Raw genomic sequence first — 15,223 nt, forward strand, 5'->3', positions numbered from 1 at the left:
TGTCACTTTCATTAATTACTTTAGTTTTAATGCGGTTTGAGCGAGTCTTGCGCCTAATGCTATGCATAGTTTCCGTTCGTCTGCACTAACTGGCTTGTCGTCCATCGTACCGCCTATATGGCTGGCACCATAAGGTGTACCGCCAGTTTGCGTGCTTGATAACTCAGGCTCAGAGTAAGGCAAACCTACTATCAGCATGCCGTGGTGTATTAGTGGCAACATCATGGTTACTAAGGTGGTTTCGTTGCCACCGTGCATCGAGCCTGAGCTGGTAAATACGGATGCAGGCTTACCAATCAATGCGCCTTTTAGCCACAAGCCAGCAGTGCCATCTAAAAAGTACTTCATAGGTGCTGCCATATTGCCAAAACGTGTTGGACTGCCAAGTGCTAAGCCAATACATTCCTCTAGGTCGCTTAGTTCCACATAAGGGTCGCCGCTGTTTGGAATATCTGGCTCAGTCGCTTCACAATTGGCTGAAACTTTCGGCACTGTGCGAATACGTGCTTTGATACCCGCTACACTTTCAATACCACGCGCAATCAGTTGCGCCATTTCACGCACTGCGCCACCTTGGGAGTAATATAAGACTAGGATTTCTGGTTGTGTATTCATTGAGTATGACTAATCTTCCAAGTGATAAGTAATATTTCCATCTTTAATGGTAATTATTTTTTTTGATTTTAGAGTTTCAATTAAATTAGCTAATTCATGTCCAGAAAGGCTTTTTTGAAATAGTGAATTAATCGTGCTGTTTAGAGTTTTCTCTTTACGTGGTTTTGAAGAACCTCGCTGTTTTAAGTTGTCGATAACCGCATTGATTCTCTCGGTTTCAGATGATGAGTTAAGTGCTTTAAATAAAGGCATATCTTTAACCTCTAGTGACCTGGCGCACAATATTTTTATAGTCTTTAAGTGTTTAATTAAAGGATCAAATCCTTTATCTCTAGAAATAATATGAAAGTATGAGTTAGGTTCTTCTTTTGCTAACTGACCGATATAGAATGCGATATGAAAATCTAATGCATTGTGGCCATTACCATCTATTTTTATATATTTAGCCTTAGTTCCAAATTCTTGCAACGTTTCTACTAGTTCAAATGGAATTTTGGATTGATTTTCACCTACAAAAATAAATACTCGGAATTGCTCCTGATTTAAAGCTGAGAGCAACTTTGGCTGAACATTTTCGTAGTCTATAAGTACAAAGTTAGTTTTCATTAATAAATTAAAACCTTTAAATTTATAAGTAATATTGACATTAATTCACATGCATGAGTTTTGGCGTGGATTACTTATTATTAACGTTCATTTTTTTGGATACATTTTATTTGAAGCTAAAAGTATACAGCACATCTACAGCGCTTTCTGTGCCTGCTTCTCCGCGCAATGACCAACGTGAGGTCATGTTGTAGGTGAGTCTGGCAACATCTAAAAGACCGCTGATGCTTTTTTGATAGCTGAGATATAGCCTCGATGAAAGGCGTTTGCCAAACACCACGGCGGCGCTGTCTGCATCACCGCCAGAAAAACTAAATTCGTCTAAGCCGGCCGCTCTTGCCAACTGTGTTTGCAATGGCACGGATTGTCCTTGCGATAGTATTACGCCAGCAGCTAGTGATAATAAGCCATAGTCACTTTTGCTGGTTTGGTCCATGCCGTGTCCTAATACTAGCCATGATAATTTCTCGCTGTCAGCTACCGCTGGGTCAGAAACTAATTTTGTGATGGGGATAAGGGCTGTGCCTGTGACTTCGATGCCCGCATTCACTGGCGTGGTGTTACGCATGGCTCTGATGTTGATCCCTGGATTTTCTACCGTGCCGTTAAAGTTAATAATGCCGCGCTCTATGATTAATTTTTGACCGTAAGCGGAGAAAGAGCCTTCTTTCACTTCGATGATACCTTCGGTATGTGGTTGATATTGTGTTAAACCAGTTAGGGTTAATGCACCAGTAAGTTGTGCATCTAGTCCGCGACCGCGCAAGGTGAACTCCTTGCCTAAGTCGATACGCAATCCGTTGAGTAATATTTTGAGTGCAGGTTCAGGGGTAATGTCAGTTTGCCCAATAATAACCACGTCATCTCCAAGCACTGGCGTATCCTCATTTGACAACTCAACGAGACCTTTCGCTACATTGAAATTGCCAGAAATCATGAGTAAACCATTGGTCAATGTGGTTTTTCCTGTGCCATTTAAAGTTAAGAGGCGATCAGCGCGAGAGATTGCCGTGAAGTTTTGCGCAGACCAATCTAGGTCAATTTGTGGTTTTGCTTTGTCTAAATGAGCGGTGTCTAGCAGTAAAAATCCTGTGGCTTGTAAGTGCCCATCGCCGCCTTGCCATGTGGCTTTAGTAATGAGTAATTTGTCATGCTCAAAACTTGCTTGCAACTCGCCATTAATAAAATTGACGCCTTCAGTTGGTAGCGAGAATTGCAGATTCTTACCATCCACATTGCCGCTGAAATTAGGCTCTGCTAGTGTGCCGTTAGCGGTAACGGTGATATTTAAATGACCATCAAAGCTGGCATCCATCAGTGAAGTGGGCATGGGCAGCCATGCTAGAGTTTGTAATTGCGCTTTGCCGTTCAATGTCAGTGGCGCACTGGCAAGTAGGGCGAACCCCGCGTTTACTTTGGTGAAAGTGGTGCTTAAATTAACCTCTAAAAAGCCAATATTTTGTCCCTTAAGGCTAGCGCTAATCTCAGCCTGATTATTCACAAACGTAGCGTCAAATCTTGCCTCTTGTAAACCAAGTGGTTTCTTAGTGCCATCGGCTGCGGTCATTGTGAAATCGCCAGTATCGTGCTTTAAGTTGATATAGCCATTCAAACTATCTGTTGCTTTGATGTCCCATTGAGCTGAAAAAACTGGGCTGCCTTGTAGTGTGGATGGCAATATGAACAATTCTGCGGGTAAATCCTCTAGTGCCAATTGATCGGCATGGCCAGCGCTTGCAAAGCCACTGGAGTCAAATTTTATGAGGTCAATAAACAGGTTGCCTTTATTTAATTGAACGTGCGCTTGTTCTAGTGTTGCGCCTTTCGCATCGAATGACAACGTCGCTGGCGTGGTCAGTTTGATAGGTGAGTTTCCTTCCAAAGATAGGCTCTGCAATAATCCCTGCCAGCGGTTGGTTGCAGTGATTAAGCCGCCTTGCAACGTGCTTTCAAATTTAAGCTCCTTGCCTTGAGCACTTAGATTAAGCTGATGTTTTGCTCGTGTACCTTGTAAAGTCAGTTTGCCATCCAACACAGGATGCTTGCCGTATTGCAGGTTGTTGGCAGTAAACTCTCCGTTTACTTGGCCATTTTCATCAGCCATCATCGATGCCTGACCTGCTAGTTTTTCTACTTTCAAACCGCCTGGCAAGCTGATATTTTTTGCGAGCAATTTGAGTTGTAGTGCTAAATTCTCAAAAGTACCTGTCACCGTACCGCTTACATTTGCTTGACCAGAATAATCTGTGCCAAACTTTCTCAAATCTGCTAAATCAGCTTGCCAATCAAGTTTACTATCGGCTTGCCCAAGGCTGCCATTTGCTTTAATGATGTTGTTGGCAATACTGGCTTGCAGATCGATATTGCGGATTTGCTTATCTTCAATGATGATGTTGCCGCTGCTAAGCAAGGCTTGGCCTTGCCATTGGCTATCTCGTGCGGCAAATTGGATGGTAGTCGCGAAGGTCGGTAGAAGCTTACCTTGTACAGCAATATCAAAATTGAGTTTTGATGTTGGGTAGTTACCAAAGTTTTCAGGCTTGAGTTCGTTAATCGTGATGTTGGCCGAGAGGGGATAATCATCCGCCAAGCCAAGTTGACCTTTAATATTCACAAGGGCTGCGGATGGTATATTGGTCTGCTGAGTTTGGAATATGGCTAATTGATTGTTGTGTTTGGCGAGTATTAAGTCGCTATTAAAATGTAAGGTTTGCAGGTCGCCAGAGAGTGCTACTTTAATATCGTAATGTGTGCTGGCATTCGCTTTTTTGAGGTTAGTGTTGCCTTCAAGTATAAAAGGTTTGGAGGTGCTCATTTGTAGTGTTGTTGAAGCGGAACCCCATGGCGTATCAACATTTAACGTATTAATTTTGATGGTTTTTGCATCAGCTTCAAGGTTGAGCTTTAGATTGCTATAGGTCTGAGTTTCACCATTTTTAATGACGAGTATCTCTGCAATATCCGCCTGCATGATTTTAATGGGAAATGGTGGTTTAATGCGATTAGGCAAACCTGCATCTTTTGTTTTTGCCGTACCGTCGCCCACTGTAATAATAAGCCGTTTTGCGCGCACCTTGTCTACCAATAACTTGCCGTCACCAAATGGCGAAAACTGCCAGTTAGCCTCTAGTTTTTCAAGTTTCAGGTGAATGTTATCGAGGTCGTAACTAAAAGTATCAAGGCTGGTTTGGGAGTTGATTGACATTTCGCTGTGTGCGGGGCTTACCAATAAACTAAGACCAATCAGCATTAACATTAAATAACGTATAGAAAAGTAGCGTTGCACCATCAGAAAGCCACCCCTATATTAAAGTGGAGTCGATATTCGCCAGTCGCTTCACCGTAAGCAATATCAGCACCAATCGGGCCTAGAGGGCTTTTCCAGCGTGCACCTAAACCATAGCCGTAGACAGGTGATAAGTCTTGTAAAGAGTTGGCGGCATTACCTGCATCCACAAATAGCGCTGCGCCCCATTGGCTGGTGAGCCATTGAACAACTTCAACGCTACCCGTGGCAATGTAACGTCCACCAACAATTGCATCGCCCTCTGTCACACCTAAGCTTTGATAGGCATAACCGCGCACGGACTGATCACCACCGGCACGAAATAAATATAATTCAGGAGCACTATTTTTGCCGTTCACTAAACCAATTTCGGCACGTGCAATAAGTTGTGTGCTCGAAGTAATCGGGTAGTAGGCTTGAGTTTTAATGTGACTTTGCAAGAAACTGCCATTCGCCGTAGACGTTAATGGCGCGCCAGTAAACTGCACATTCAATAAATAACCACGTGTTGGGTTGAGATCGTTATCGGTATGTCTGAGTATGATGCCATAGCCAAGTGTTGCTGCATAAGTGCTGGCAGAGCCTGCACCATCAACCTTAGAGCTTTCAGTCAGCAGGTTTGCATTCACATATTGTTCACGTTTTCGATCTCCCCATGCGCGTTTAACGCCAACTTGCGTCACGGTTAAATCTAAACCTTCTACCAGCGTATGAGATACATTTCCATTCAAGCTATCTCGGTAACCTGCTTTAGTCGTTGGCAGATGAATCTCACTGCTAAGGACTTGCGCATCTTTCTCCACTTTAAGGTTGCTACTCAATCTCCAGCCCATATTGAACAAATTCAAGTCATCTACAGATAATTGCAAACGTGGTCCTGTGTTAGTGCTGTAACCAGCACCGATGCCCATTTTAATGCTACGATTTTCGATGACTGTGACTTTAATCGGTGCAGCATTAGGGTCTGCACCATTATTTGAATTGAGCGTATCGGCAGTTACTTCTACGCTTTGAAAATAACCACTTTCCTGTAAGCGCGTTTGAAATGTCAGCAAGTCAGATTGGTTATAAATATGCCCAGCTTTAATGGGGTTAAGGTTTTCAACCACTCTAGGTTTGTAGCGCTTTAAACCTACTATTGTCGTATCACCAAACCTAATTGCAGCACCGCTATTCACCTCGACACTTAATGCTACTGTCTGCGTCTCTAGGTTAACTTCTGCTTTACTATTGCTGATGCTGGCATTGGGATAACGCTGGACTAAAAACTCAGTCAACAGCTTACGTTTAGCTTGACTCCAACTTTCTTGGCGAAAAGGCTCACCTTTTTGCAATAGCCATGTATCACGGAGTTTTTCTACGCTAGGCTTGGCATCTGCTGGCTGAGTAGTAATTTCTCCCGTAAATTTCAATGTCACATCGTTGACTAAAACAGGTGCACCAGCTTCAACCTCAAATTTAGCGATGTATACGCCACTTTGGTTGTTGAGCGTTGGAGTAATTTTGGCTGCGAAATAGCCTTCGGTTGCGATTAAATCTTTGATGTTTTGCGGGGCTAGTGAGAATAAACGTTGCCACTCTGCGGGGCTCATGCGCGGATTGTCGCGCCATTTCACCATGTCTAAATGCTTTTGCAGTAAGTCTTTGAGTGGTGTTGGTGCCGTAATTTCAAGCTGATAATGGGCTGACTCTGCCTGCACAGGTAGAGCCAGAAATAGCCACAAAAAACAGATTAAAAGGATTTTTCTCAAGTGTAGGCTACCTTATTTAATTGCCCGACTTGTGGATGCTTACTAAGCGAGCATCGCAGTTAAACAGTACGTGCAAGCTCCGTTGCCTTGCCTGTGTAGCTTGCTGGCGTCATTTCTAGCAATGCCTGTTTTGCATCCGCAGGAATATTTAAACCGCTAATAAATATATGTAGCGATGCTTTATTAATGCCGCCTTTGCCGCGCGTAAGCTCTTTGAGTTGCTCGTATGGGTTTTCAATGCCATAACGGCGCATCACAGTTTGAATGGGCTCAGCTAATACTTCCCAGCTGTTATCTAAATCTAAAGCTAGTTTTTCTGGGTTGATTTCTAGCTTGTTTAGACCACGTAAGCAAGAGTCGTAACCTAACAGTGTATAACCAAATGCCACGCCCATATTACGTAAGACCGTTGAATCCGTTAGATCACGCTGCCAGCGCGAGATAGGTAATTTTTCAGCTAAATGACGTAACACGGCATTAGCTAAACCTAAGTTACCTTCTGAGTTCTCAAAGTCAATTGGGTTCACTTTATGTGGCATGGTAGATGAACCAATTTCACCCGCTTTAACCTTTTGTTTAAAGTAACCCACTGAAATGTAACCCCAAATATCGCGGTTAATATCAATCAAAATCGTGTTAATGCGGCTTAGGCAATCGTACAATTCAGCCATATAGTCATGTGGCTCAATCTGAATGGTCATTGGGTTGTAAGTTAAACCTAAGCTCTCTACAAAGTTCTTCGCAAAACTTTCCCAGTCAAAATTTGGGTAAGCTGAAAGATGTGCATTGAAATTACCAACAGCACCATTGATTTTCCCTAAAATTTCATTCGCTTCAAGCTGTTTTTGTTGACGTTGCAAACGATATACCACGTTAGCCAACTCTTTACCCATTGTGGTTGGTGATGCTGTTTGGCCATGCGTGCGTGAAAGCATCGGTTGGTCAGCTAGTTGATGTGACAACTCACTGAGTCTAGCTATTAAGCTCGCCAAAAATGGCAGCATCACTGCATCACGTGCGCTTTTTAACATTAAGCCGTGTGATAAGTTATTGATGTCTTCTGATGTGCAAGCAAAGTGAATAAACTCGCTGGCTTTTTTAATTTCAAGATTGCCGTCAAACTTCTCTTTAAGCCAATATTCAAGCGCTTTTACGTCATGATTAGTACGCGCTTCAATCGCCTTAACTTGAGATGCATCGACTTCGCTAAAGTTAACAATCGCATCATCCAACTCTTTAATAGTTTCTGCACTAAACGGTGCAATCTCTAGTAAATCTTTAGCCGAAGACAACGCTTTAAGCCACTCAACCTCCACCCAAGTGCGGTGTTTAATTAGGGCATACTCGCTAAAGTAAGGACGTAAAGCATCTAATTTAGTTTGGTAGCGACCATCAAGAGGAGAGAGTGCATTCAGCGTAGTAAGTGACATCGTTCGAGCTTTCGAAAACAGCGTTTGAATTAAAGTAATATTTTACCTTAGTCGAAGGTGCGTAAAAAGTTTTTATTTTGCACCAACTACTTTGGTTGTATATTTTTAGCTAAAAATAAATACCTTCCCCTAAATAGGGGGTATGCAATTGAAATTATTTTGTGTAAAGTTTTGTAATGATTTTTAAGGGGATTTTAATGACTAAATTAAAGTGTGCGGTTTTGGCTGTATTGGTTTTAGCAAGTGCTTCAGTAAAAGCAGATGGCGTAGGGATTTTTTTTGGTGTAGGTTATGCGTTTGGTAGCTCTGGTGGCCCAGGCGTTTCGTTTAAATTATTAAGCGATAGAGAAGAGCACAAAGCGGTGGTTGGTGCTGGTGTTTCTTACTATCCAATGTCCACGAATAAATTTGGTGCTGACATTAGTGCAGGCTACAACTTTAATAATTCCGCGATTACAGTGGGGTATGACTTCTTGCAGAGTGGTGTTGTGTTAGGCGCAGGCTATGTGAATACTAAGGATGATAATGGCGCCGCTGCACCAGTAGTGACGCCAACACCTCCTCAGAACAACAATACGTAAATGTTTTTGCAGTATTAGAAAAAGGGTATGTAGTGATTTTACATACCCTTTTTTAATTAATGAGTGAGCATATCCACAAACTCATTCACTGAGGTTGCTTCCAACTTAGCTTGGTCTAAGCAAAGCGTTAAAATATCCGCTTGTTTTTTAACATCAAAACGGCGTGCTAAGTTCACTTGGAATTTTTTCACGAGCTCTGGAATGCCCTGACCGCGGCGGCGGCGATGACCGATTGGGTACTCCACGGCGATATTGTCTGAGCTTGTATGATCTTTAAAGAACACTTGAATCGCGTTGGCAATTGAGCGTTTTTCTGGGTTTAGATAATCAGCCGTGTATTCTGCTTTTTCTACACATACCATTTTTGCTCGGATTGCATCAATGCGAGGGTCTGCCGCTGCTGCATCTTCATAATCTTGGGCGGTTAAGTTGCCTTTTAGTAAACCAATGGCAGACATGTATTGAATACAGTGGTCACGATCCGCGGGGTTATCTAATGGGCCAGTTTTATCGATGATGCGAATCGCTGATTCGTGTGTTGTGATCACGATTTTATCAATTTGCGTGATTTGTTCTAATGATTGAATTTCTCTGCCCACTTGGGCATGTAATTGAATTGCACACTCCACAGCGGTTTGCGCATGGAATTCAGCGGGGAACGAGATTTTGAATAATACTTGTTCCATGACATAAGAGCCGTAACTGCGTTGGAATTTGAAGGCATTGCCTTTAAATAGTACGTCGTAGAAACCCCATGTTTTGGCTGTAAGTGCCGATGGATAGCCCATTTCACCTTGCATAGTCATCCACGCAAGCCTCACCGCACGAGAGGTAGCATCACCTGCCGCCCATGATTTACGTGAGCCTGTATTTGGTGAGTGGCGATAGGTGCGTAAGCTTTGGCCATCTACAAATGCGTTAGAAACTGCGTTGATGATGTCTTCTTTATTGCCACCTAAAAGCTTTGTCACTACCGCTGTTGAGGCGATTTTTACTAAAATCACGTGGTCTAAACCCACACGGTTAAAGCTGTTTTCTAGCGCTAATACGCCTTGAATTTCATGTGCCTTAATCATCGCTGTCAGCACGTCTTTAATGGTGAGTGCATTTTTGCCTTCAGCCACATTCTTACGAGAAATATAATCAGCCGTTGCCAAAATGCCGCCTAAGTTATCTGATGGGTGACCCCACTCAGCTGCTAGCCATGTGTCGTTAAAGTCTAACCAGCGTATCATCGCGCCGATGTTGAAGGCGGCTAAAATTGGGTCTAGCTGAAAAGAAGTGCCAGGTACTTTTGCGCCGTTTGGCACGACAGTGCCAGCAATGACTGGGCCTAATAATTTGGTGCAAGCTGGGTAATCTAAAGCTTCAAAACCGCAACCTAGTGTATCCATCAAACAGTTGCGTGCAGTGTCGAAGGCTTCGTCGGATTTGATTTCGTAATCAGCCACATAATTGGCTATATCGACAATCACTTGGTCCGGAGCGGGGCGTACGTTAGAGATATGAGCGGACATGTTTAAAAACCTTTGATATAAAAATAATTTAATTTAGCTCGTCATTCTCGCGGAAGCGGGAATCCATATTTAGACAGTCGTTAAATTCGCAATGGATTCCCACTTTCGTGGGAATGACAGCAGTGATGGTTATCGTTTTTCTAGTGGTACATAAGCACGATTATCTGGGCCAATGTATTCAGCATTTGGACGAATGATTTTGTTATCAATACGCTGTTCAATCACATGCGCCACCCAGCCAGTAGTACGTGAAATCACAAAAATTGGCGTGAACATGCCTGTTGGAATGCCCATCATGTGGTAACTAGATGCGCTATACCAGTCTAAATTTGGAAACATTTTTTTCTCGCGCCACATCACTTCTTCAATGCGTGCTGAGATTTCAAAAAGCGTCATATTGCCCGCATCTTCGCATAACTTGCGGCTAACAGCTTTGATTGACTCATTTCGTGGATCTGCGATTGTGTACACTGGATGACCAAAACCAATGATGATTTCTTTACGTGCCATGCGCTCTAAAATATCAGCTTCTGCTTCATCGGCATTTTTATAACGCCCTATAATTTCCATGGCCGCTTCATTGGCGCCACCATGTTTTGCGCCACGTAAGGCACCAATTGCACCAGTGATGCATGAATACATGTCAGACAAGGTGCCAGCAATGACACGAGCAGTGAAAGTAGATGCATTGAATTCATGCTCTGCATATAACACTAGCGAAGTGTTCATCGCATCAATGTGCAATTGGCTTGGTGCTTTGCCGTGCAGTACGTGTAGAAAGTGTGCGGCAATACTATTATCGTCAGTTTCTAAATTCACACGTTTGCCGTTGTGGCTAAAGTGATACCAATACAACAAAATGGAGCCAAAGCATGAAATGAGACTGTCACCTAAATCTTGTGCGGCTTTGGTATTACGGTCAGCCGCTTCTGGTTGCAATGTACCTAACATGGCACAACCCGTGCGCATGACGTCCATCGGGTGAGTGTTTTTAGGAATTTGCTCAAGCACTGTTTTAAGTGCGGCAGGTATATCGCGCAATGTTTTTAGCTTGGCATGATAAGCCGCTAACTCGGATTTATTGGGCAACTCACCATGAATTAATAAGTAAGCGACTTCTTCAAATGTGGCGCTTTTAGCTAGTTCAATAATATCGTAACCGCGATAATGTAAATCGTTACCAGTATGCCCAACCGTACAAATCGCAGTGGTACCAGCAGAAACACCTGCTAATGCTACGCCTTTTTTCTTTTTAGGGGCGTCATTGTTTGATATTAGAACCGTCGTTTGAGTAGTGACAGTCATGCTACTTTTCTCCTTTAAATAGAGCATCTAATTTTTGTTCAAAACTGTGGTAACCCAAGTGGTCGTAAAGATCCATGCGGGTTTGCATAATGCCGACTACATTTTTTTGCGTACCATCATTTTTCACTACTTGGTAAACATTCAGTGCTGCTTGATTCATCGCGCGGAAGGCTGAAAGGGGGTACAGCACCATGCTCACATCCGCTGTGCGTAATTCATCAACTGTGAATAATGGCGTGCTGCCAAATTCGGTAATATTGGCTAACACGGGCACTTTGACTGCCGCTGCAAATTGTTTATACATGCCAAGTTCAGTAATCGCTTCAGGGAAAATCATGTCTGCGCCCGCTTCAGCGCAAGCGCAAGCGCGGTCTATGGCTGATTGCAGACCTTCAACAGCGAGCGCATCAGTACGCGCCATGATGACGAAGTCATCGTATGGTTTTGCATCAACTGCGGCTTTTACGCGGTCTACCATTTCTTCTAAGCTCACAATGGCTTTATTTGGGCGATGACCACAGCGTTTTGCGGATACTTGGTCTTCAATATGCACTGCCGCCGCACCAGCTTTGGCAATACTCTTTACGCTGCGAGCAATGTTAAAAGCGCCGCCCCAGCCAGTATCAATATCTACCAATAATGGCGTATCTACGGCATCGGTAATGCGGCGTACGTCAATGAGCACATCTTCTAAAGTCGAAATACCTAAATCTGGCAAACCAAGTGAACCTGCAGCAACGCCGCCACCTGATAAATAAATGGCTTTAAAACCGCTTTGGGTGGCGAGCATGGCGTGATAAGCATTGATCGCACCAATGATTTGTAATGGTTTTTCTGCGCTTAGGGCGGCACGAAATCGTGCCCCTGCTGTGGCTGCTTGTGTCATATTAACTACCTAACTGTATTTATTTAAAAATATTTTAAATTTAAAAATTAACTGAAGAAGGCTTCTGTTGCCTCAGTAGGAATTGCAACTTTGGTTAATTTTGCTTTTTGCAAAATTTCCCAGAAATAACGATATGTCGCTCTGTCATGGAGTTCGCCGTCATACTGAATTGGTCCCCAATCAGCCTTTTGTGCAGCAAGTAGAATGTTGGCGCCATCTTGCACTTCGTCGAAATTAGGTTTCATTGCATTCACAATTGCTTCGATTTGCGTTGGGTAAATGCTCCACATGCGTAAAAAGCCAAATTCGTTGCGTGCACGCGATGCATCTGAACGCGTGGTTTCTACATTTTTGAGATCTAATGTTACGTTGTGTGCTGGTACTACGCCGTTTGCAAGTGCTGCTGCAACTAACTCAGCTTTTGCACGTGCAAGCAAACGGTGGTCAAACTGACCTGGGCTACGCATGGCTGATGCTGGAATTGCGCCATGGTGACCGCTGACAAAATCCATTAAGCCAAAATCTAACACTTGAACCCAAGGCAAGGTCGCGATTTCATGCACAGCTTTTAATGCGCCATGTGTTTCAATTAATATATGCACAGGAATCACACGATCAATACCATTAAAAGTGGCAGTTTTCTGAATGTAAGCAATCATCTCGCTGGCTTGTGCGTAGCTTGTACATTTTGGAATGGTGATATAGCTTAAAACTTTGCCAGCACCCGCGACCAAAATATCTACATCTTGCTTCCAGTAGCTATTGGTGTAGTCGTGAATACGTGCGCCAGCCATTTTGTGTTGATTGGCTAAGCTTGTTAAAACGCGGACGATCATTTCAGCATGTTCACGTTCTTGGCCCGCCTGTGCGCCATCTTCGCAATCGCAAGTAATATCGAAAACAGGGCCAATCGTGTCTTGCATAGCTAAAGCTTTAAGAATTAACTTTTCGCTGCCAGCAAAATGCTCGCATGAAGGAATGATTGGGAATGATTTTTCCCCGCCAAATAAGGCATCTTTAGGGTGAACTAATTGTTGTGTGGTCGCCATTGTCTTTTCCTAAGTCTTTGAAAATTTTCTATGTATTGGTTAATTTGATTTGCGTGGCATCAGCACGGTGTAATCTAAATCTAATACTACGTTCGGGTGGTAAGTCTGTTTGCCATCGGTAGTGATATGTGTGCTTTCGAGCGCATCCGCAGGGATATTTTTTATACCGACCATGCGTAATCTCAATGCGCCTACATCGCTGCGATTTGGCACATCCCATTTATCTAGTACTTCAGTCCAAGTGTAAATGGTGTCATCACCAAACGAGGGATTGCAATGCGTGCCGCCGTTAATCGCTACGATGCAAAGCGCATTTTCCAAACCATCATTTGATAATGCGCGGCAAAGGGAAATGATGTGACCGCCGTACATTAATCGTCTGCCAAATGCGGTTTTTTTCATCATCACATCATCAAAATGCAGGCGCGCATTATTCTGATAAAGCTTAGTTGCCAAGGTGTGATCGGTATCGCTGATAGTCATGCCCGCTGGGTGGTTGATGCGCTCACCGACGGCATAGTCATCCCATAAGTATTGTCCGCCAGTCACTGCCGTATTGAATTTTCTAGCGTCCAGAAATGTTGGTACGCTAAGCTCATCCGCAGGTACATAATTAGGTAAGTTAGGTACTACGGTTTCAGGCGCTGGCGCATCTAAATTGTTTTTATGCACCATTACCCAGCGTACCCATGAAAGCACGGGTTGCTGTAATTGATTTATAGAAACCGAACGTACATAAACCACACCAGATTTACCGTTGGAATTTTGTTTTAAGCCAATCACTGTTGAGCTGGTACTCAGCGTATCGCCGATATGCACAGGCTGCAAAAAGCGTACATCGGCATAGCCTAGGTTTGCGATTGCATTGACGGAAATGTCAGGCACGGTTTTGCCAAACGCAATATGAAAAGCCAGTAAGTCATCTACTGGCCTGGCGTTGTAACCTAATGATTGAGCAACTGTATCCGCAGAGTGCAGCACTTGGCGTGCACCAGTTAACGCAATATATAAAGCCATTTCACCTTCAGCAATGGTGCGTGGCGTGGCGTGATGAATCACTTGATTGAGCTGGAAATCCTCAAAGTAATTGCCCGCATTGATTTTGCCTGTTTTGATTATATGTTCAGTTTTAGACATAGCTTTCTTCCAAAGTCGTAATCATTTCGCTGAGTTTTAATAAGCGTTCAGCGGCTCTCACGTGATGGCGCTCAACTAATTTATCGTTAACCACAACAGTGCCTTTGCCTTGTTCATTTGCCTCTTTTAAGGCGGCGATGATTTCGCGCGCATGTCTTACTTCTGATGATTGTGGCGTGTAGGCATCGTTGCTGTAGGCTAGCTGTGCGGGATGTACCAGTGATTTTCCATCAAAACCCATATCGCGACCTAAGCGGCATGCGTATTCAAATGAATGCATATTTTTGAAGTCGCTAGTGATACCATCGACCACCGCGTGCCCATAAGCACGTGCGGCTAAAATCACCAAAGAAAGTGAAGTTAAAATTGCAGAGCGTTCATGTGTTACACGTGCGTGCAGTTGAGAAATTAAGTCAGAGGTTGCCATCACAATGCATACAATGCGGTCAGATGCCGCAGCAATTTCTTTTGCGTTCAAAACCGCAATTGGGCTTTCAATCATCACCATAATCGGCAAGTGACTGCCTCCAGCGGCATCAAGTAAAGAAAGCGCGGTGAGTACATCTTCGCGAGATTCAATGTTTGGAAATAAAACGGCATCAACTTTGGTTTTTGCGATGGCTTTAATGTCGTCAGGTCCCCATTGTGAAGTGAGGTCATTCACGCGCACTACCACTTCGCGCGAGCCATAACCACCTTCATTGACAAAGCGCACTACGTTGTCGCGTGACTCTTCTTTGCATTCAACTAATATTGGGTCGCCCAAATCTAATATTACAGAGTCGGCATGTAACGTCCGCGCACGCTCAAGATAATGCGTATTGCAGCCTGGTACGTAGAGCATAGAGCGCCTAGGGCGAAAGTATTGAGCCATCTTGTTACCTTTAGTTTTAATTGTTTTAAAGCTAGGCTGATTATATAGAGAGAAAATAAAAAATGTCAATATATATCTTATGTCTTATATAAGATATAAAATGCTAGACTATTGTAAATACTCGTGATATAAATATCGTTAATAGAATTCAACGTTAAATGGCGACTAAATAACTTAAAGTCAGCT

Annotated in this window: 12 protein-coding genes; 1 reads left to right on the forward strand and 11 read right to left on the reverse strand. The window is 43.4% G+C overall.

The annotated features are described in order from the left end of the window. Positions 1-15 precede the first annotated feature (15 nt). The 5 genes from wrbA to purB form a co-directional block, all read right to left on the reverse strand. Positions 16-615, reverse strand: a complete 600-nt coding sequence (wrbA, locus tag PSU78_RS07215) for an NAD(P)H:quinone oxidoreductase (protein WP_300386420.1) — start codon at positions 613-615, stop codon at positions 16-18. 9 nt (positions 616-624) lie between these two features. Continuing rightward, on the reverse strand, positions 625-1,221 hold the full coding sequence (locus PSU78_RS07220) for a PIN domain-containing protein (RefSeq protein WP_300386423.1): 597 nt from the start codon (positions 1,219-1,221) through the stop codon (positions 625-627). Positions 1,222-1,327: 106 nt separating this feature from the next. Further along, positions 1,328-4,510, reverse strand: coding sequence for a translocation/assembly module TamB domain-containing protein (locus tag PSU78_RS07225; RefSeq protein ID WP_300386426.1), 3,183 nt, complete (start codon positions 4,508-4,510; stop codon positions 1,328-1,330). Continuing rightward, the gene (locus PSU78_RS07230; RefSeq protein WP_300386429.1) at positions 4,510-6,258 is read right to left on the reverse strand and encodes an autotransporter assembly complex family protein; all 1,749 of its coding nucleotides are present in this window, start codon (positions 6,256-6,258) and stop codon (positions 4,510-4,512) included. Before PSU78_RS07230 ends, PSU78_RS07225 begins: the two co-directional genes overlap by 1 nt. Positions 6,259-6,317: 59 nt before the next feature. Further along, the gene (gene purB / locus PSU78_RS07235) at positions 6,318-7,688 is read right to left on the reverse strand and encodes an adenylosuccinate lyase (protein ID WP_300386432.1); all 1,371 of its coding nucleotides are present in this window, start codon (positions 7,686-7,688) and stop codon (positions 6,318-6,320) included. A gap of 197 nt (positions 7,689-7,885) precedes the next feature. Here purB and PSU78_RS07240 point away from each other — a divergent pair, with 197 nt between their 5' ends. Then, positions 7,886-8,269: a hypothetical protein gene (locus PSU78_RS07240; protein ID WP_300386435.1), complete on the forward strand. Its 384-nt coding sequence runs from the start codon at positions 7,886-7,888 to the stop codon at positions 8,267-8,269. A gap of 56 nt (positions 8,270-8,325) precedes the next feature. Here the strand turns inward: PSU78_RS07240 and PSU78_RS07245 are convergent, their stop codons facing one another. From PSU78_RS07245 to PSU78_RS07270, 6 genes are all read right to left on the reverse strand, one after another. Then, positions 8,326-9,786 carry a bifunctional 2-methylcitrate dehydratase/aconitate hydratase gene (locus tag PSU78_RS07245; protein WP_300386438.1) on the reverse strand — a complete coding sequence of 487 codons (1,461 nt, stop codon included), beginning with the start codon at positions 9,784-9,786 and terminating at the stop codon, positions 8,326-8,328. A gap of 129 nt (positions 9,787-9,915) precedes the next feature. Further along, the gene (gene prpC, locus PSU78_RS07250) at positions 9,916-11,091 is read right to left on the reverse strand and encodes a 2-methylcitrate synthase (RefSeq protein WP_300386442.1); all 1,176 of its coding nucleotides are present in this window, start codon (positions 11,089-11,091) and stop codon (positions 9,916-9,918) included. Between the two features lies 1 nt (position 11,092). Next, entirely contained in the window at positions 11,093-11,977 is an 885-nt protein-coding gene (prpB, locus tag PSU78_RS07255) for a methylisocitrate lyase (RefSeq protein ID WP_300386444.1), read from the reverse strand. Positions 11,978-12,024: 47 nt separating this feature from the next. Continuing rightward, positions 12,025-13,026, reverse strand: a complete 1,002-nt coding sequence (locus tag PSU78_RS07260) for an aldolase/citrate lyase family protein (RefSeq protein ID WP_300386447.1) — start codon at positions 13,024-13,026, stop codon at positions 12,025-12,027. 39 nt (positions 13,027-13,065) lie between these two features. Further along, complete coding sequence (locus PSU78_RS07265) at positions 13,066-14,163, reverse strand: MaoC family dehydratase (protein ID WP_300386450.1); 1,098 nt, start codon at positions 14,161-14,163, stop codon at positions 13,066-13,068. After that, the gene (locus PSU78_RS07270; RefSeq protein WP_300386453.1) at positions 14,156-15,037 is read right to left on the reverse strand and encodes a CoA ester lyase; all 882 of its coding nucleotides are present in this window, start codon (positions 15,035-15,037) and stop codon (positions 14,156-14,158) included. The genes PSU78_RS07265 and PSU78_RS07270 overlap by 8 nt, the downstream gene beginning before the upstream one ends. Positions 15,038-15,223: the final 186 nt, after the last annotated feature.

Origin of the sequence: Methylotenera sp., from assembly GCF_029945705.1 — a bacterium.
Taxonomy (GTDB): domain Bacteria; phylum Pseudomonadota; class Gammaproteobacteria; order Burkholderiales; family Methylophilaceae; genus Methylotenera.